This is a genomic window from Pseudomonas sp. 313, assembly GCF_000316965.1.
Classification (GTDB): domain Bacteria; phylum Pseudomonadota; class Gammaproteobacteria; order Pseudomonadales; family Pseudomonadaceae; genus Chryseomonas; species Chryseomonas benzopyrenica.
Map to the genome: position 1 here is coordinate 272,596 of NZ_ANBZ01000071.1, position 17,995 is coordinate 290,590.

General features: G+C 66.4%; 14 protein-coding genes. 7 read left to right on the top strand and 7 right to left on the bottom strand.

The features are described 5' to 3' along the window. Nucleotide 1 precedes the first annotated feature (1 nt). The 4 genes from cydB to C722_RS0115695 all read left to right on the top strand — a co-directional run bounded on the left by cydB (nt 2) and on the right by C722_RS0115695 (nt 3,743). A complete protein-coding gene (gene cydB, locus C722_RS0115680) occupies nt 2–1,141 on the top strand; it encodes a cytochrome d ubiquinol oxidase subunit II (RefSeq protein WP_017641418.1) in 1,140 nt (379 codons plus the stop codon). 26 nt (nt 1,142–1,167) lie between these two features. Beyond that, nucleotides 1,168–1,284 carry a cytochrome bd-I oxidase subunit CydX gene (cydX, locus tag C722_RS25875; RefSeq protein WP_017641419.1) on the top strand — a complete coding sequence of 39 codons (117 nt, stop codon included), beginning with the start codon at nt 1,168–1,170 and terminating at the stop codon, nt 1,282–1,284. Continuing rightward, nucleotides 1,271–1,567, top strand: coding sequence for a cyd operon YbgE family protein (locus C722_RS0115690; protein WP_017641420.1), 297 nt, complete (start codon nt 1,271–1,273; stop codon nt 1,565–1,567). Before cydX ends, C722_RS0115690 begins: the two co-directional genes overlap by 14 nt. Nucleotides 1,568–1,781: 214 nt before the next feature. Next, a complete protein-coding gene (locus C722_RS0115695; protein WP_017641421.1) occupies nt 1,782–3,743 on the top strand; it encodes a methyl-accepting chemotaxis protein in 1,962 nt (653 codons plus the stop codon). Between the two features lie 81 nt (nt 3,744–3,824). Here C722_RS0115695 and C722_RS0115700 read toward each other — a convergent pair whose 3' ends face one another. After that, complete coding sequence (locus tag C722_RS0115700; protein ID WP_017641422.1) at nt 3,825–5,810, bottom strand: sigma-54-dependent Fis family transcriptional regulator; 1,986 nt, start codon at nt 5,808–5,810, stop codon at nt 3,825–3,827. Between the two features lie 182 nt (nt 5,811–5,992). Between C722_RS0115700 and C722_RS0115705 the strand changes: the two genes are divergently transcribed. From C722_RS0115705 to C722_RS0115715, 3 genes are read left to right on the top strand one after another with little or no spacing between them, the layout of a single operon-like run. After that, nucleotides 5,993–7,009 (top strand): Gfo/Idh/MocA family oxidoreductase, encoded by a 1,017-nt coding sequence (locus tag C722_RS0115705; RefSeq protein ID WP_017641423.1) that lies wholly within the window; start codon nt 5,993–5,995, stop codon nt 7,007–7,009. A 5-nt stretch (nt 7,010–7,014) separates the two neighbouring features. Beyond that, nucleotides 7,015–7,803, top strand: a complete 789-nt coding sequence (locus C722_RS0115710) for a TIM barrel protein (protein WP_017641424.1) — start codon at nt 7,015–7,017, stop codon at nt 7,801–7,803. 46 nt (nt 7,804–7,849) lie between these two features. After that, nucleotides 7,850–8,776 (top strand): sugar ABC transporter substrate-binding protein, encoded by a 927-nt coding sequence (locus C722_RS0115715; RefSeq protein WP_017641425.1) that lies wholly within the window; start codon nt 7,850–7,852, stop codon nt 8,774–8,776. Between the two features lie 194 nt (nt 8,777–8,970). Here C722_RS0115715 and C722_RS0115720 read toward each other — a convergent pair whose 3' ends face one another. The 6 genes from C722_RS0115720 to C722_RS0115745 form a co-directional block, all read right to left on the bottom strand. After that, a complete protein-coding gene (locus C722_RS0115720; protein WP_017641426.1) occupies nt 8,971–9,585 on the bottom strand; it encodes a TetR family transcriptional regulator in 615 nt (204 codons plus the stop codon). 340 nt (nt 9,586–9,925) lie between these two features. Continuing rightward, nucleotides 9,926–11,212 carry a beta-ketoacyl-ACP synthase II gene (fabF, locus tag C722_RS0115725; RefSeq protein WP_017641427.1) on the bottom strand — a complete coding sequence of 429 codons (1,287 nt, stop codon included), beginning with the start codon at nt 11,210–11,212 and terminating at the stop codon, nt 9,926–9,928. A 164-nt stretch (nt 11,213–11,376) separates the two neighbouring features. Continuing rightward, nucleotides 11,377–12,837, bottom strand: coding sequence for a DHA2 family efflux MFS transporter permease subunit (locus C722_RS0115730; protein ID WP_017641428.1), 1,461 nt, complete (start codon nt 12,835–12,837; stop codon nt 11,377–11,379). Nucleotides 12,838–12,910: 73 nt separating this feature from the next. Next, nucleotides 12,911–13,717: an oxidoreductase gene (locus C722_RS0115735; protein WP_017641429.1), complete on the bottom strand. Its 807-nt coding sequence runs from the start codon at nt 13,715–13,717 to the stop codon at nt 12,911–12,913. 38 nt (nt 13,718–13,755) lie between these two features. After that, nucleotides 13,756–16,824: an efflux RND transporter permease subunit gene (locus tag C722_RS0115740; protein WP_017641430.1), complete on the bottom strand. Its 3,069-nt coding sequence runs from the start codon at nt 16,822–16,824 to the stop codon at nt 13,756–13,758. After that, nucleotides 16,821–17,936, bottom strand: a complete 1,116-nt coding sequence (locus tag C722_RS0115745; RefSeq protein WP_017641431.1) for an efflux RND transporter periplasmic adaptor subunit — start codon at nt 17,934–17,936, stop codon at nt 16,821–16,823. Before C722_RS0115745 ends, C722_RS0115740 begins: the two co-directional genes overlap by 4 nt. Nucleotides 17,937–17,995 lie beyond the last annotated feature (59 nt).

The following is a 17,995-nucleotide window of genomic DNA, read 5'->3' on the forward strand; positions in this document are numbered from 1 at the left end:
CATGTTCGACTACGAAGTGCTCAAGCTCACCTGGTGGGTGCTGATCGGCGTCCTGCTGATCGGCTTCGCCCTCACCGACGGCTTCGACATGGGCGCCATGATCCTGATGCCCCTGATCGGCAAGACCGACAAGGAACGCCGCGCCGCCATCAACAGCATCGCGCCGCACTGGGACGGCAACCAGGTCTGGTTCATCACCGCCGGCGGCGCCCTCTTCGCCGCCTGGCCGATGGTCTATGCCACCGCCTTCTCCGGGCTCTATTGGGCCCTGCTGCTGGTGCTCTTCGCCCTGTTCCTGCGTCCGGTGGGCTTCGACTACCGCAGCAAGCTGGACAACACCCGCTGGCGCAACGCCTGGGACTGGGGCCTGTTCACCGGCAGCCTGGTACCGGCCCTGGTGTTTGGCGTGGCCTTCGGCAATCTCTTCCAGGGCGTGCCCTTCCAACTCGACGACACCCTGAGATCCACCTACAGCGGCAGCTTTTTCGCCCTGCTCAACCCCTTCGCCCTGCTCAGCGGCGCGGTCAGCCTGGCCATGCTCTGCGCCCATGGCGGCAGCTGGCTGATGCTGCGTACCCACCACGCCCTGGGCGAGCGCGCCCGACGTGCCACCGGCCTGTGCGCCCTGCTCCACCTCGTCACCTTCGGTCTGGCCGGTGTCTGGCTGGCCTACGGCTTCGACGGCTACATGCTGGTCAGCCAGGGCGATCCAGGCAGCGCCCTGAATCCGCTGCACAAGGTGGTGACCGCCGGCAATCCGGGCTGGCTGGCCAACTACCATACCCAGCCGCTGACCCTGCTCGCCCCGGTGCTGGCCGCGCTCGGCAGCGTCCTGGCGCTGCTCGGCAGCAGCTGGCGGCAGGCCGGCCTGGCCTTCACCGGCACGTCCCTGGCCATCGTCGGCACCCTCGCCACCGCCGGCTGCGCGCTGTTTCCCTTCGTGCTGCCGTCGAGCCTGGACCCGGCCTCGAGCTTGACCATCTGGGACGCCGTCTCCAGCCACAAGACGCTGGGCATCATGTTCGTCGCCGCGGCCATTTTCGTGCCGCTCATCCTGGCCTACACCCTGTGGAGCTACGTGCGCATGTGGGGCAAGGTCGACGACCGCTTCATCGACGCCAACCCCCACGGCCTCTACTGATCAGCCCCTCTCAAGGAGACTCCTTCATGTGGTACTTCACCTGGATCCTCGGTGTCCTGCTCGCCGCGAGCTTCGGCATCATCAACGCCCTCTGGCTGGAAAGCACCCGGGAGCTCGATATCCATGACGATGCCGAGTGCTGAGGCCCTGCCCCGCGTCCACCCGCTGGGGCGAACGCTGTCCCTGCTGCTGGCGGCGCCCCTGGCGCTGCTGCTGTTGATCCACCCGGGGCTGATGCTCGACGCCAGCGGCCAGTACAGCCATCCGTTGCTGATGGCGGTGATGCTCGGCGTCTCGGCCGGGCTGGTCCACGGCGTGGGCTTCGTGCCGCGCCTGTGGCTGTGGCGCCTGGTGTTCGGGCCAGTGGTGGGCTGGCCGCTGCTGGTGCTGGGCTACGCCCTGCTCATCAGGGCACAGCTGGGCTGATTGAAGTCTGATGATAGCGTCCGGCATTCCCGGACGCCGCTCAGACCACCAGGTTTATCGCCTGGCAGTGCGTCTCACCCCCACGCTCGCAGCAAAAAATAATCTGACGATAAAGGTTCGTCTGCAGGTGCCGACATATTCGGAATCGACCTCGACTCGCCGGCTCCTTACCTTGTCGTCGGCGCACCCGCTGACCGCCTCAGAGACTTTCACGATGCTCAGGAACGCCCCTCTCAGTACCAAACTCCTGCTGATCCTGCTCCTGCCCCTGGCCGGCTTCCTGGTGATCTCGGGCCTCTACACCGCCGATCGCTACGAAACGCTCAAGAACATGGAGCACACCGTGACCGCCAGTGCCACGGCCGAGCGCGTCAGTGCCTTGGTCACCAGCCTGCAGCGCGAGCGCGGTGCCAGCGGCGTGTTCCTCGGCAGTGGTGGCAAGTCGATGCAGGACAAGCTCAAGACCTTCCGCGAAGATAGCGATAAGGCACAGAACAACCTACGTGCGTTGGCCACCGGTAACGACGCCGCCATCCAGACCGCCATGCGCGCCTTGGACACCCTGCGTGACCTGCGCAGCAAGGTCGATGGCCTGGCGCTCAACAGCACCCAGTCCGGCGCGGCCTACACCGACCTGATCAAGGCGCTGATCGGCTACACCCATGCCCTCGAAGCGGGTGTTGATGATCCTGAAATCCTGCGCGCCCTGGGCGCCCTCAATCTCTTCGTCGAGATGAAGGAACGCGCCGGCCGCGAGCGCGTACTGCTGGGCTTGGCCTTCAACCAGAATCGCTTCGACGCTGGTCTGCTGTCGCGCTTCGCCCGCAACCTGGGCGAATTCTCCGCCTACGCCGACGCCTTCCAGCGCAAGGCCACGCCTGAATTCATCCGTCAGCTCGACGACACCTTCAAGCAGCCCAGTGCCATGGAAGTCACCCGCCTGCAACAGCTGGCCTTCACCGTGCCGCTGGGCGATGCCCTGGGCGTCAAGCCGGAGGACTGGTTCAACCTGGCCACCCAACGTATCGACCTGATGGGCCAGGTGGAGGCGGACTTGGGTGCCAGCGTCGGCGCCCAGGCCGAACAGGCCCGTGCGGGCGCCAGTCGCGATCTCTGGACCACCCTCGGCCTGGTGCTGCTGGTGCTGGTGGCCGTCTCGGCGCTGGCCTGGGTGATCATTCGCAACATCAAGCAGGCGGTCGAGCAGGTCAACGGCACCCTTACCCGCCTGGCCACCCGGGACCTCACCGCCCGCTGCGCCTACCAGGGCAAGGACGAGTTCGGCACCATCACCGGCAACCTCAATCTGATGAGCCAGGAGCTCGGCCAGGTCATCCAGGAGATCGGCGCCGCCACCGTGCAGGTCGCCACCGCCGCCGAAGAGGCGTCGGCGGTCGCCATCCAGACCAGCCAGAACGTCGCCCAGCAGCGTCTGGGGACCGATCAGGTGGCTACCGCCATCGCCGAGATGAGCGCCACGGTCAAGGACGTCGCCCGCAGTACCACCGAGGCGGCCGAAGGCTCGCGCCAGGTCGAGGGCAACACCAGCCAGGGCCGCCGCGAATTGCAGGCCACCATCGGCCTGGTTCAGGGGCTGTCGGTGCAGGCCGAGCGGACCTCGGAGATCATCGCCGAACTCAAGCAGGAAAGCGATGCCATCTCCTCGGTGCTGGACGTGATCCGCGGCATCGCCGAGCAGACCAACCTGCTGGCCCTCAACGCCGCCATCGAGGCCGCGCGCGCCGGCGAAGCCGGGCGTGGCTTCGCCGTGGTGGCCGACGAGGTACGCTCCCTGGCCCAGAAGACCCAGCAATCCACCGGCAGCATCCAGCAGATGATCACTCATCTGCAGAGCGGCTCCGACCGTGCTACCCAGGCCATGCAGGAGACCCTGAGCCAGGTGCAGACCGGCGCCAGCAACGTGGTCCGCGCCGGCGAGCTGCTGGGCGAGATCGCCGAGGGCGTGACCCTGATCAACGACCGCAACATCCAGGTGGCCTCGGCCGCCGAACAGCAGAGCCAGGTCGCCGAAGAGATCAGCCGCAACGTCAACGACATCAACGACCTGGTGATCCAGGTCAGCGCCGGCGCCGAACAGACCGCCGTCACCAGTCGCGAACTGGCCCGTCTGGCCGAACAGCAACAAGCCCTGGTCGGCCGCTTCCGGGTGGCCTGATGCTGCCGGGGCTGCCAGCGAGCGGCAGGCCAGGACGCGCTCGCCAGAACGTGGCTCGCTTCAGTTGGGCGCTGCCGGACTTCAGCGTCCTGGCCGGAAATCCGCCGGATTCAAGGCGTAGCGGCGCAGCTTCACATAAAGCCCGGCGCGCGAGATCCCGAGCCGGGTCGCGGTTTGACGAAGGTTGCCGCGGGTCTGCTGCAAGGTGGCACGGATCAGGTCCCGCTGCCCCGCTTCAAGGGGGGTGAGGCGCTCGCCCTCGGTATCCGTGGACAGCGTGTTGGCGACCATCGAAGGTGGCAGGTCTCCCGGCTGTATGAGCGGCCCCTGGGCCAGATTGACCGCCCGCTCGATGACGTTCTCCAGCTCCCGCACGTTGCCGGGCCAGCTATGGGCCAGCAGCAACGTCAGCGCTTCGTCCGCGATGGCCGGCGGTGGCCGTTCCAAGTGACGGCTCAGCGCCTTGAGCAGAGTAGCCACCAGCAGCGGAATGTCTTCGCGACGCTCCCGCAATGGCGGTACCTGCAGGGGAAGCACGTTGAGGCGATAGAAGACATCCCCACGGAAGCTCCCGCCGGTCACGGCTTGGGCCAGATCGCGATGGGTGGCCGCGATGACGCGGACGTCCACCGCCTGGGCCTTCTTGGCACCGATCCGGGTCACCTCGCCCTCCTGCAGCACCCGGAGCAGGCTCGCCTGGGCCTCAAGGGGCATGTCGCCGATCTCGTCGAGAAACAGCGTGCCGCCATCGGCCAGCTCGAACTTTCCCGCCGCACCGCCACGAGCAGCCCCGGTGAAGGCCCCCTCGACGTGGCCGAACAGCTCGCTCTGCACCAGGTCGCGCGGGATGGCGCCGCAATTCACCGCGACGAAGGGCCCATGCCGCCGGGCGCTGGCGTTATGGATCGCCTGGGCGAACAGCTCCTTGCCTACCCCGCTTTCTCCCAGTACCAGCACCGTGGCTTCGCTGTGGCTGGCTGCCTGAGCCACGCGCAAGGCGTTCTGCAAGGCTGGCGAGCGACCCTGGATATCGCTGAAGCTGTAACGCGCCCGGGTGCCCAGCAGCTGGCGGGTGATCTCGCGGATGCGGCGATTCTCTCGCAGCGACAGCACCCAGCCGCCCTGGGCGATGGGCGCGGCGGAGGCCAGGCACGGCAAGCCGCTGCCGTCTGGTAGCAACAGGGTGAGGTCGCGGTCCTGGCGTTCCCAGCGACGATCCAGCCAGAGGTCGAGGTCGGTGTCCCGGGTGATGAGGCTGGCGAAGGGGCGCCCCCGCTGTGGATCGTCGAGCTGCAGCAGGCGCCGCGCATAGCCGTTCAGGCTACGGATGCAGCGGTCGTCGTCGAGCAGGATGACGCCTTCGTTGAGGACCTCCAGCACCCGCTGCTGCTCGTCCAGCAGCGCGGTGAGCGCCAGCTGGCGGGAGATCGCATCGGCCGCGGCCTGGACCGTGCCCAGGGTATGGCAGTGGAAGTTGCCCACCGCCGCGGTGAGGGTCAGGGCGCCGAGCAGCCGTCCCTGGGTGTCGCGGACCGGCGCCGAGGCGCAGTGCATCCGCCGCTCGCGCAGCTCGCGCTTGAAATTCTCGCCCGCCAGGACGAATACCAGCCGCTGCTCGCGCAGGGCCAGGCCGGTGCAGTTGGTGCCCTGCACCGACTCCAGCAGACGACTGCCCAGCGGGGTGAGATCCAGCCCGCAGGCGGCCAGGGTCACGCCCTCGGCATCCGCCAGGTTGAGGTGCCCGTCCGGGTTGTAGCGCAACAGCTCGGCCATGACCGGCGCGGCGATGTCCAGCAGCTCGCGCTGCCGCTGCAGCCGGCGGGCCAGCTCCTGCGACTCGACGAACTCGTAGTGGAATTCCTCCGCGACGATGCCCGCCGCGCGGCTGCGCAGCCAGGACGCCCGGATCACCGGCCGCACCGCGACCAGTTCAGTGGCCCCTGCCAGGCAGTCCGTCCAGGCGGCATCCAGCTCGCGCTGGACACCTTCGGCGACCGGCGGCCGCTGCAGCTCGCTGACGAATCGCAATTCCCGCGTCAGTTCGCTGGGGGCTACCTGCTCCTGCATCTTCGGCTCCTCGTCCACCCTTTGGACATGTCCAGCTGGACATGTCTTTTTTATAGACATCAAAGCGGACTGGCAAGTCCTGCAGCCCGCGACTTGGCTACCTTTCCTGCCCTGGCATGGCGGTTGCTCCCTCCCTGTCGGGCGCATCGCCCACGCCTATAACAACCACAAGAGAACGCCTCATGCCCCAGACGAACCCCCTCCTCGCCCTCGGCCTCATTGGTACCGGTCGCATGGGTACCTTCCATGCCACCGCCCTCGCCCGGCACCTGCATGGCGCGCGGCTGGTCGCCCTGGCCGATCCGGCGCCCGGTGCCGCTGCCCGGCTTGGCGAGACCCTGGATGTCGCCCATATCCACACCGACCCCCAGGCGTTGATCGAGGATCCCGCCGTCGAGGCCGTGGTCATCGTCGCCCCGGCCCGCAGCCATGCCGAACTAGTGGTGGCCGCCGCCCGCGCCGGCAAGCCGGTGTTCTGCGAAAAACCCATGGCCGTGACCCTGGAAGAGGCCGACCGGGCCATCGCCGCCTGCGCGGAGGCTGGCGTGGCCCTGCAGGTGGGCTTCAACCGGCGATTCGCCACCAGCTTCCGCAGCGCACGGGAGCTGATCGTCCAGGGGCGGATCGGCACACCGCAACTGCTGCGCTCCCTCACCCGCGATCCGGCGCTGCACGATCCGGCGGCGGTGAAACCCTGGACCATCTTCCTCGAGACCCTGATCCACGACTTCGACACCCTCAACTTCTTCAATCCGGGCGCCCGCGCCGTGCAGGTCTACGCAGTGGCCGACGCCCTGGTGCGCCCTGATTTCCGTGACCGCGGCCTACTGGACACCGCCGTGGTGACCATTCGCTACGACAACGGCGCCATCGCCACCGCCGAGGCCAACTTCCAGGCGGTGTACGGCTACGACGTGCGCGGCGAGGTGTTCGGCAGCGCGGGGATGCTGACCGCCGGGGACGCCCGGACCAGCGAGCTGGTCTACTACGGCGCCGAAGGCATCAGCCAGACCACCCAGCGCTCCGACGCCGAGTTGCTGCGCGACGCCTACCTGGCCGAGCTGCGCGCCTTCGTCGATGCCGTGCGCGAAGGCACCCCGGTGCCGGTAGGCGGCCACGATGCGCGGGCGGCGCTGGCCATCGCCCTGGCCGCCATCGAATCGGTGCAGACCGGCCAGCCGGTCGCCGTCGCGGAGTGAAGCCCATGACCTCATCGCCCTTCATCCTGGCTGTCAGCGCCGAAATGGTCTTTCTCGACCTGCCCTTCGTCGAGCGGGTCCGCCGCCTGCACGCCCTGGGCTTCGCCGTGGATATCTGGGACTGGACGCGCCACGACATCGACGCCCTGGCGGCCACCGGCGCGCGCTTCACCTCCATGACCGGCTATGTCTCAGGCGACCTGGTGAGCGCCGAAGGCCGTGCCGCCCTGCTGGCCAGTGCCCGGGAATCCCTGGCCGTGGCCGAGCGCCTGGCCTGCCCTTCGCTCAATCTGCATGGCACCGGCCTGGACCCACGCGGCCTGCCGGTCAAGCCGCTGGCCGAGGTGAGCGGCCATCACTGGCTGGCGGCGCGTGACGCCCTCGCCGAGATCGCCCTCCTGGGCGAGTCCGCCGGCCGGGTCTTCCTGCTGGAGAACCTCAATACCGCGGTGGACCATCCCGGCGTGCCCTTCGCCCGCGCCGAAGACACCCTGGCCCTGATCGAGGCGGTGGCCAGTCCCTACCTGCGGCTCAACCTGGACCTCTACCATGCCCAGATCGGCGAAGGGAACCTGATCGAGCTGATCCGTCGGGCCGGGTCGGCCATTGGCGAGATCCAGGTAGCCGATGTCCCGGGGCGCTGCGAGCCGGGGACCGGCGAGATTCACTACCCGGCCATTGCCCGGGCCCTCGCCAGGCTCGGCTATCGCGGTGTGGTCGGCCTCGAAGGCTGGGCTGCCGAAGGTGATACCGAGCGTGCGTTGGAGCGCTTCAGAACGGCCTTCACCCTGTAGTCCCCGCTAGATGTTTCCGCTCGCATAACAACAAGAGGAACTGAACATGCTGCTTCGCAACCTGCTGTGCGCCGCCTTCGCCTTCGCCCTGACGCCCCTGGCCCTCGCCGACTACCGTATCGGGGTCAGCATCGCCAAGGTCGACGACAACTTCATGACCTATGTCCGCCGCAATCTGGAAGAGGCGGGCAAGGCGGAAAAGATCAGCCTGCAATTCGAGGATGCCCAGGGCGACGTCGTTCGCCAGCTGAACCAGGTGCAGAGCTTCCTGGCGCAGAACGTGGACGCCGTGATCGTGCTGCCGGTGGACACCGCCGCCACCGTCAACATTACCCGCGCCGCCACCACGGCCAAGGTTCCACTGGTGTACGTCAACCGGCGCCCGGACGATCCCAAGCTGCCCGCTGGGGTGGTCGCGGTGGCCTCGGACGACCTGCAGGCCGGACAGTTGCAGGGGCAGTTCATCGCCAAGCAGCTGAACGGCAAGGGCAACATCGCCCTGATCATGGGCGAGCTGACCCAGAACGCCACCCGCGGCCGCTCCGACGGTCTCAAGGAAGCGCTCAAGGCCTATCCCAGCATCAAGGTGATCGCTCAGCAGAACGCGGACTGGGACCGCAGCAAGGGCATGGACCTGACCAGCAACTGGCTGACTGCCGGGACCCATTTCGACGCCATCGTCGCCAACAACGACGAGATGGCCATCGGCGCCGCCATGGCGCTGCAACAGGCCGGAATGGGCAAGGGTCAGGTTCCGGTGGTGGGGGTGGATGGTCTGCCCGATGGTCAGGCGGCCATCAAGCGCGGACTGCTGGCCGCCTCGGTGTTCCAGGACCCCCGCGGCCAGGCCGTACAGGCGGTGCAATCCGCGCTCAGGATGATCCGCAAGGAACCGGTTCAGGCGGATGTCTGGGTGCCGTACGAGCTGATCACGCCCGGCAACCTGGCGGATTACACCGCTCGTTTCAAGTAGGGACGGGGAGCGCGCCGGCTTGAACGGCGTAGCGTCCCGAAATTGTGCGGGTCGCTGCCGGAAAAGAGCGACCGCCCTGCTGGAGCGCCCCTGAAGGCTGAAAACCGACGCCCGGGACAGCTCAGTACCGCGTCCAGCGGGAGCAAGGCGTCAGTGGCGGTCCCTTGCTCCGCTGGCGCGACGCTCATTTACCGTCAGGGCCAGTCCTTAACCAGCGACCTGAAGTAGAGGGTGAAGATCAGCCGTACATCCATGAGCGGCGCGAAGATGTCCTGGTCACGAAGGATGCCAGCCAGCGTGCCGCAAAACAGACTATGCAGCTGTAGGCTGGCACTTCTCGGCGTCACCGCGGCCTGCAAGCGCTGCCGTTGGCCATCGAAGAGACGCTCGACGAGCGCCACGAATTCGCGGGTCAGGGCATTTTCCCGCTGTTCGACTTCCTGCAGTTCCTGAGTGAATTCGCAACGGTGCATCAGGATGGTCATGACACGACGCTCCCGTCCCGGCTGAACGAATTTCTCCATGCACTCGACGCACAGTTCGTACAGCCTCATCAGGCAATCGCCCTCCCCATCCATACTCAGCTGCTGGGTGACTTCGTCAAGCGGAATGCGGATGCGATTGAGCATCTCGTGGACCAGCTGCGCCTTGTCCCTGAAATGCCAATACACCGCTCCTCGCGTGAGCCCGCACTCTCTGGCGATCATTTCGAGGCTGGTGCGTGAAACACCATTGGTGAGAAACAACGCCTCGGCTGCATCCAGAATGGTCTGGCGTGTCTGCTCAGCGTCTTCTTTTGTACGGCGCATCGCTATCTCGTTTCAAAGGCGTCTGTTTTGGCAGTCTAACGTTTCGCCTGCCTTTTACAAACATTCTTGCATGTATGCTTACCTGGCGCATCTCTTCGGCACTTACATCGATGCGCACTCGTCATTCCTGGGAGCTACGTGGGTGCCGGCTGCCCAGTCAGGTTTTGGACAGCGGCTGGAGAAAAACAGGAAGAGAGCCTTCTCTTCCTGGTGGACTCATTTCTTATCTGAAACGACGCAGGGAAACGCCGTTCCTACCGCTACGCGAGTCCAAAAATCATGTGCACCGCCGCGCGCGCGTGGCCGGCCGGGCCACCCGTGCAAGCACGTTCAGCAACTATCAGCTCCCCATCCAACGCCTGAACAGCACGCTGGCGTTCACCCCACCGAAACCGAAGCCATTCGACAGCGCGTACTCAATCGGTATCTGCCGTGCCTGCAGGGCAACGAGGTTCAGGCCTTCGGCAGCCGGATCCGGATGGTGCAGATTTAGCGTCGGCGGCACGACTTGGTCACGCAGGGCGAGCACGGTGAAGATGGCCTCGATGCCGCCCGCGGCGCCCAACAGATGCCCGGTGCTCGACTTGGTCGAGGTGATGGCGACTGAGGACACGTCGCCAAACACCGCACGGATGGCCGCCAGCTCGCCCTTGTCGCCCACCTGGGTGGAGGTGGCGTGGGCGTTGATGTGCTGGACCTGGGTCGCGTCGATACCGGCCTGGCGCAGCGCCTGCGTCATGGCGCGGCGGGCACCGCTGCCATCCTCCGGGCCGGCGGTGAGGTGGTAGGCATCGGCACTGGTGCCGTAGCCCACCAGCTCGGCCAGGGGTGTGGCGCCCCGTGCCAGGGCATGCTCCAACGTCTCGATCACCAACAACCCCGCGCCCTCGGCCATGACGAAGCCGTCGCGATCACTGTCGAAGGGACGCGAAGCCTCCTGCGGACGCTCGTTGAATCCCGTGGACAGGGCGCGGGCGACGGCGAAGCTGCCCAGGCTCACACGATTGATCGCCGCCTCCGCCCCGCCGCAGAGGGCGATGTCGGCCTCGCCGCTGCGGATCAGCCGGGCGGCGTCGCCGATGGCCTGGACACCGGCGGCGCAGGCGGTGATCGGCGCGCCCAGCGGACCGCGGAAGCCGTACTGGATGGAAACGTTGCCTGCCGCCATATTGGCCAGGAACGAGGGTGCGGTGAACGGCGAGAGCCGCCGTGGGCCACGCGCATCGGTGGTCCGTACCGCCTCGGCGATGGCACCGAAACCGCCGACCCCGGACGCGATGATGGTCGCCGTCCGCTCCCGTTGCGCCTCGCTGATCGGCTGCCAGCCGGCCTGGTCGAGCGCTTCCTTGGCCGCCACCAGAGCGAACTCGATGAAGCGATCCATCTTCTTCAGGTCCTTGGCGGCGATGGCCACCAGGGGGTCGTAGCCCGCTTCCGGATCTTCGGCGCGGCTCGGTACCTGACCGGCGATGAGACTGCCCACCCCGTCGCTGACCTCGGCCGGCAACAGGCTCAGTCCCGAGCGACCGGCCAGCAGCCGCGCCCAGACGGCCTCGGTACCGCATCCCAGCGGACTGACGGTACCCACGCCGGTGACCACGATGCGTGTTCTGTCGTTGCCTTGCATTGCATTACCTCTTCTCTCGATGGACGAAGCGCCTGCGGGCGGCCTCGTGTCTTGTTCGCGCCCGATCAAGGCGCGTATGCCCGATGCTCCTGTTAGGGAGATGACGGCTGAAGGTCTCCAAGGCGGTATCTGAATGCCTTTCGCACGATCCACCTCCAGGTTACCTAGCGCTTATCTGGATTGCGGACAGGTGCGGCCGCAGGCAGCGTGTTGACCGGGATACAGAGAGCTGCGGTGAGTAGCGCCAAACCGATATGGCACAGATAAACGGAATCGAAGTCAGCGCGTTGCAGGTTGGGACTGCCGAGGAGCAGGACGGTCAAGGCCACGCCCATGACCGATCCGATCTGGCGGATGGCCTGGTTGATGGCACCGCCCACGGCGTAGTGATCGGCGGCCAGGCGACTGACCGCTGCGCCCGCCAGCGAGGGCAGCACCAGGCCGACGCCCACGCCACTGAGCACCATGCCCGGCAGCCACTGTGTCAGGTAGGCGGGCTCGAGCCCTGGAACCAGGAGGAACCACAGTCCGCTCATGGCATAGACCAGGCACCCGATCAGCAGCAGCCGGCGGTGGCCATAACGGCTCGCTACCCGGCCCGACAGTGCAGCGGTGGGTACCACCAACAGCGGTCCCGGCATCATGGCCAGACCGGCCAGGGGCAGCGGGTACTTCCAGATCGCGCTCATGTAGAAGAAGAAGGCGAAGAACATCATCGAAAACGCGATGCCGAAGCTCAGGGTCGCGAGATTGACGTAGCTGTAGGTGCGGTTGTGAAAGAGGCGCAGATCCACCAAAGGGGCGGCGGTGAAGCGCGCCCAGACCACGAATCCGATCAGGCACGCCAGCCCGATGCCCAGTGCGCCCAGCAGCGCCTGCCGTGACCAGGCCGGAGAGTCGGACTGCACGAGGGATAACGCCAGGGCACCGATGCCCACCACCAGCAAGCCCATGCCCACCAGGTCCAGCGGTCGCCCCTCGGTCTGTTGCTTCGTCTCCGTCAGCATCCTCGCTCCGCGCCAGAGCGCGAAGAGGCCCAGGGGTACATTCAGGTAGAACGCCCACTGCCAACCGAGCGAGGCAACGACGAAGGAGCCCAGGCTGGGACCGACAGCCGCGGCCAGGCCCCCCACCGCCCCCCATAGGCTTACCGCCACCGCGCGTTTGGTGACCGGAAAGGCAGCCAGCACCAGCGACAGCGACGCGGGCGTGAGCAAGGCAGCGCCCATGGCTTGCAGCACCCTTGCCGCCACCAGCCACTCCACGCTCCCTGACAAGCCGCACGCAACGGACGCTCCCACGAACAGCCAGACCCCGGCGAGGAATACCTTCTTGCGTCCATGCCGGTCCGCCAAGCCACCGGACGGAATGAGCATGGCCGCGTAGACCACCGTGTAGGCGTTGAGTACCCAGGAAAGATCTGCCGGCGTCGCGTCCGCGAAACCGTCCCGCAGGGCGCTGAACGCCGCGAACAGCATGGTGCCATCCATGGCTACGAGAAATACCGCGATGGCGGCCACCCAGAACACCGGCCAGGGTGACGGCGTACCGGCCGCCACACCTGTCGATGCATTTTCGCCGGGGGCCGGTGGCACGTCGGTACGGGTGCTGTCCAGGTGGGTCATGGGATGTCTTCGCTCATTGGACTCAAGGGCGTGTCCTGCAAGGGAGGTGGCCCGCAGGTTGGCGCGTATCCGGTCAGGCCAGCCCGAAGGTCTTTCGCAAGCCCTTCTCGACGGGACCGGCTGGCATGAAGCGACGCAGCCTGGACAGGAGCGTTGCCTCTCCTTTGGGGGTGTTCCGCATCTTCCAAGCGCCCAGCGCGGCATCGACGATCGTGCCGGCTACACCATCGGGATCGGGTGCCTTCTGCACATTCTTTTGGATGGCGTGGGCGACCAATTCAAACTGTTGTTGGTACTCCGGGATCTTGACGGCGGTCTGGGGCGCGTTGAGATCCAGGTTCGTCCGGGTAAACGAGGGCTCGACCAAGGCCACGCGAATCCCGAACTGGCGAACCTCGTGGTCCAGCGTTTCCGAAAGCCCTTCCACCGCATGCTTGGAGGCCGCATAGAGCGCCATGTACGGCGCCGGCAGGAAGCCCAGCACGGAGCTGACATTGACGATGCGGCCGGCGCCTTGCGCACGCATGTGCGGCAGCACCGCCTGGATCGTACGCAGGAGGCCGAAGACGTTGGTGTCGAACAGGCTCCGGGCTTCGCCGATCGACGTCTCTTCCAGCGCGCCGAGCAATGTCCCCCTGGCACTGTTGATAAGGACATCGATCCGTCCGGCCCGCGCGATGATGGCGGCGGTGCCGCGCCGTACCGAGTCTTCATCGCGGACGTCCATTTCGACGAGTTCCACACCCGGGATGGCCTGGGCGGCTTGCTGGTTACGAACCGTTCCGAACACCCGGCACCCGCGCGCTGCCAATCGGATGGCGGTAGCGCGTCCGATGCCAGACGACACCCCGGTGATGAGGACAACTTCTGCTTTCGACATGTCGGTGCCTTTGAGTGGAATGAAGGGGACGGAAGTGATCAGCCGTGCTCAGGAGATGGCTTGATCCTGAACCAGATGGCATACATCGCCGGCAGGAACACCAGGGTAAGCACGGTACCCGCGAGGGTGCCGCCGATGAGGGTATAGGCCAGGGTGCCCCAGAACACCGAATGGGTAAGGGGGATGAAGGCCAGCACCGCCGCCAGCGCCGTGAGGATCACCGGTCTTGCGCGCTGCACGGTCGCCTCGACCACCGCCTGGAAGGGCGGCAGGCCGTCCTGTTCGTTCTGATGGATCTGGCCGATCAGGATCAGGGTGTTGCGCATCAGGATGCCCGACAGCGCGATCAGCCCGACCAGGGCATTGATGCCGAAGGGTTGCTGAAACAGGATCAGGGTCGGTACCACCCCGATCAGCCCCAGGGGACTGGTCAGGAAGACCATGATCATCGCGGCCATGGAACGCACCTGCAGGATGATGATGAGCAGCGTCAAGGCGATCATCAGCGGGAAGATCGGCAGCATCGCCGCCATCGCCTTGCCCGACTCCTCGATGGCGCCCGCCTGTACGATCCGATAGCCCGCCGGCAACCGCTGGATGATCGGCTGCAGCTGCTGGAGCACGGCGGTGGAAACGTCCGGCGGTTGCAGCTCTTCGGCGATATCACCGCGCACGGTGATCGTCGGCACCCGATCGCGCCGCCGCATGAGCGGCTCTTCCAGCTGCACCTCCAGATCGCCGATCTGCGACAGCGGAATGCGTTGGCCCTGAGCCCCAACTAGCGTGAGATCGCCCAACCGCGCAGGATCGAGACGAACGTCGCCCGCCGCGCGCGCCACCACCTGGACGGTACGGATGTCTTCGCGCACCGCCGTAACCGGCACGCCGCTGAGCAGGAATTGCAGCTGCTGCGCGATGGCGCTGGAGCTCAGTCCCATGGCCTGCAGGCGATCCTGCTGCAACCTGAAGCGCAGCACCGGCGTACGGGTGCCCCAGTCGGTGTTGACGGTGCGCATCAGCGGACTTGCACGCATCACCTGCTCCACCTCCCCTGCCACCCGACGCAGCACCTGCGGATCAGGGCCGCTGACCCGGTAGGCGACCGGGAACGGTGAATAGGGCCCAAACACCAGCTGGGTGATCCGCAGTCGTGCTTCGGGCGCAAGCCCAGCGGCAATTGCCTCGCGCAGGCGCAACTTGAGCGATTCGCGTGCCTCCGGGTTGTCGGTGCGGATGATGATCTTGGCGAAGGACGGATCCGGCAGTTCCGGGCTCATCGCCAGGAAGAAGCGCGGTGCGCCCTGCCCGATGTACGAGGTCACGATTCGGGCATCGTCCTGCTGAGCGAGCCAGGCCTCGACCTCGGCCGTCGCCCGCTCGGTCTCGGTGATCGAGGTGCCATAGGGCATCTGCACCTCCACCATCACCTCGGGGCGATCGGAGATGGGAAAGAACTGCTTCTTGACGACAGCCATGCCCAGGATGGCGGCCACGAACAGGCCGATCACCAGCAGCGCGACCAGCCACTTGCGCGCAATCACCTGGCCGAGAACGCGGCGGAAGCGGTGGTAGCGCGGCGTGTCGTAAAGCGCGGTGTGGCCACCCTCGACGGTCTTGGTCTCTGGCAGCAGCTTGACGCCCAGGTAGGGCGTGAACACCACCGCCACGACCCAGGAGGTGACCAGCGCGATGCCGACGATCCAGAACATGTTGCTGGTGTATTCGCCTGCGGTTGAGCGGGCGAAGCCATTGGGCATGAAGCCCACGGCCGTTACCAGGGTGCCGGCCAGCATGGGGGCGGCGGTATGGCTCCAGGCATAGGCCGACGCCTTGACCCGGCTATAGCCCTCCTCCATCTTCACCACCATCATCTCAATGGCGATGATGGCATCGTCCACCAGCAGCCCCAGGGCCAGGATCAACGAGCCTAGGGTAATGCGATCGAAATTCTTGCCTGTGGCGGCCATAATCAGGAAGACAGCGGCCAGCGTCAGGGGTACCGCAGCGGCCACGACGATGCCCACCCGCCAGCCCATGCTGACGAAACACACCACCATGACCACCAGCAGCGCAACGAAAAACTTGACCATGAACTCATCGACCGACGAGGCGATGTTGACCGCCTGATCGGTCACCTTGGTCAGGCTCATGCCCAAAGGCATCTCAGCGTTTATGGCGCCGACTTCGCTTTCGAGTGACTTGCCGAGATCCAGGCCATTCCAGCCGTCGCGCATGACGATGCCAAGCAGCAGCGCCGGCTCGCCACCGCTGCGGATAAGGAAGGTGGCGGGGTCCTCATAGCCACGCGTCACCGTCGCGATGTCTGCCAGTTTGAAGGTGCGGCCCTTGACGATCACCGGGGTGTCGCGGATGGCATCGAGCTGCTCGAAGGCGCCATCCAGACGGACAAAGACCTCGGGGCCGCGGGTTTCGATGGAGCCCGCGGGCGTCAGGACATTCTGGGCATTGAGCGCGGCGAAGATGTCCTGCGGTGCCACGCCCAGGGTCGCCAGGCGATCGTGGGAAAACTCCACATAGATGCGCTCGGTCTGCTCACCCAGGATATTGACCTTCTTGACCCCCGGTACATGCAGCAGACGCTGGCGCAGCGTTTCCGCCTCGCGTGCCAGCAGCCGTTGCGGCTCGCCCCGGGCCTTGAGTGCGAAGAGCGCGAAGGTGACGTCGGCGTATTCATCGTTGACCATTGGCCCGATCACCCCGGCGGGCAAGGTCTTGGCTTCGTCACTGATCTTCTTGCGCGCCTGGTAGAACTCCTCCGGCACCTCGGCCGGCGGTGTGCTGTCGAGCAGCGTCAGGGTGGTAAAGGCCAAGCCCGGACGGGTATAGGTTTCCGAGCGCTCGTACCAGCGCAATTCCTGCAGACGCTTTTCCAGCTTCTCGGCGACCTGATCCTGCATCTCCTGCGCCGTGGCACCCGGCCAGGCCGTGACGATAGTCATGACCTTGACCGTGAAGGCCGGATCTTCCGCCCGGCCCAGCTTGAAGAACGACAGTACCCCGCCGACCGAGATCAGCAGAATCAGAAACAGGGTGATGGAGCGCTCGCGGACGGCCAGCGCCGACAGATTGAATCGGCTGTCGCTCACGGCTGCTTACCTTCCAGGGCACTGTTGGCAGCTGTGGCCAAGCGGATCGTCTGGCCTTCGTGGAGCAGATGAACGCCGAGGGCTACGATCCGGTCACCCCGCTGCAGCGGCCCCTCCACCAAGGCAGTGTCATCCGATACCTGACGAATCTGCACGGGTACCCAGGCGACCTGCTCGGGCGAGCCCTGGATACGCCAGACCCCCGCGCCTTTGCCCGCGTCGTACAGGGCGCCCAACGGCACCTGCAAGGCATTCGCCCGCGGCACGGACTCTTCCGGAATACGCAGTCTCACGGTGGTGCCCAGGGGCGCACTGGCCAGCGTCCCTTCGAGCACATAGCGCGCCTCGAAGGTACGCGTCTCGCGGTCGGTGCTATCGGATAACTGCCGCAGCCGTGCCGGTCCCGGCTGTTCCGTAGCGCCCAGACGGCTGGCTTGGGCCACGGAGCCAAGCGTCGGACGCAAGGTCTCCGGCAGCTGGACGACGACCTCCCGGGCGCCCGCACGAGCCAGGCGCACCACGCTCTGTCCAGCGGCTACGACCTGCCCGGGCTCGGCCAGGGTATCGACCACGGTGCCATCCGCATCGGCCACCAGGACGGTATAACGGCTGGCGTTGAGGGCGACTTCCGCCTGGGCTTCGGCAGCCTTGAGCTGGGCCCTGGCCGTATCCGCCGCAGCCTTGATCTGATCGTAGCCGGAGACCGAGATCGCCCCCGTGCCCCGTAGATCCCGGTAGCGCGCCTCATCGTCCGCCGCCTGGCGGGCCCGCGCCTGGGCAGCGGCCACGATCTCGCGCTGCGCCTGCAGGGCCAGTTGCAGATCGATGGGATCAAGCTTCAGCAGCGGCTGCCCGCGCTTGACGGTTTCACCGATGTCCACCAGCCGTTCGGCGACCTTGCCTGTCACGCGGAAGCCCAGATCGCTCTGGATCCGCGCGGCGACGATACCGGTAAAGGTACGACCAGCGCTCTCGGCGGGCTCCGCCACCGCAGCTCGCACCAAAGGCGCCTGCGTGCGGGGATCGCCCTGGGAAGGGGCGTTGCAACCGCCAAGGGACAGCGAAAGGACGGTAGCCCCCACAGCGGTGGAAAGCAGACGGCGCGCGAACATGGAAGCTCCGAGAGGATGCCAGCAGAGCGCGCAATTTGATACTAGTGACCATTTTAGTC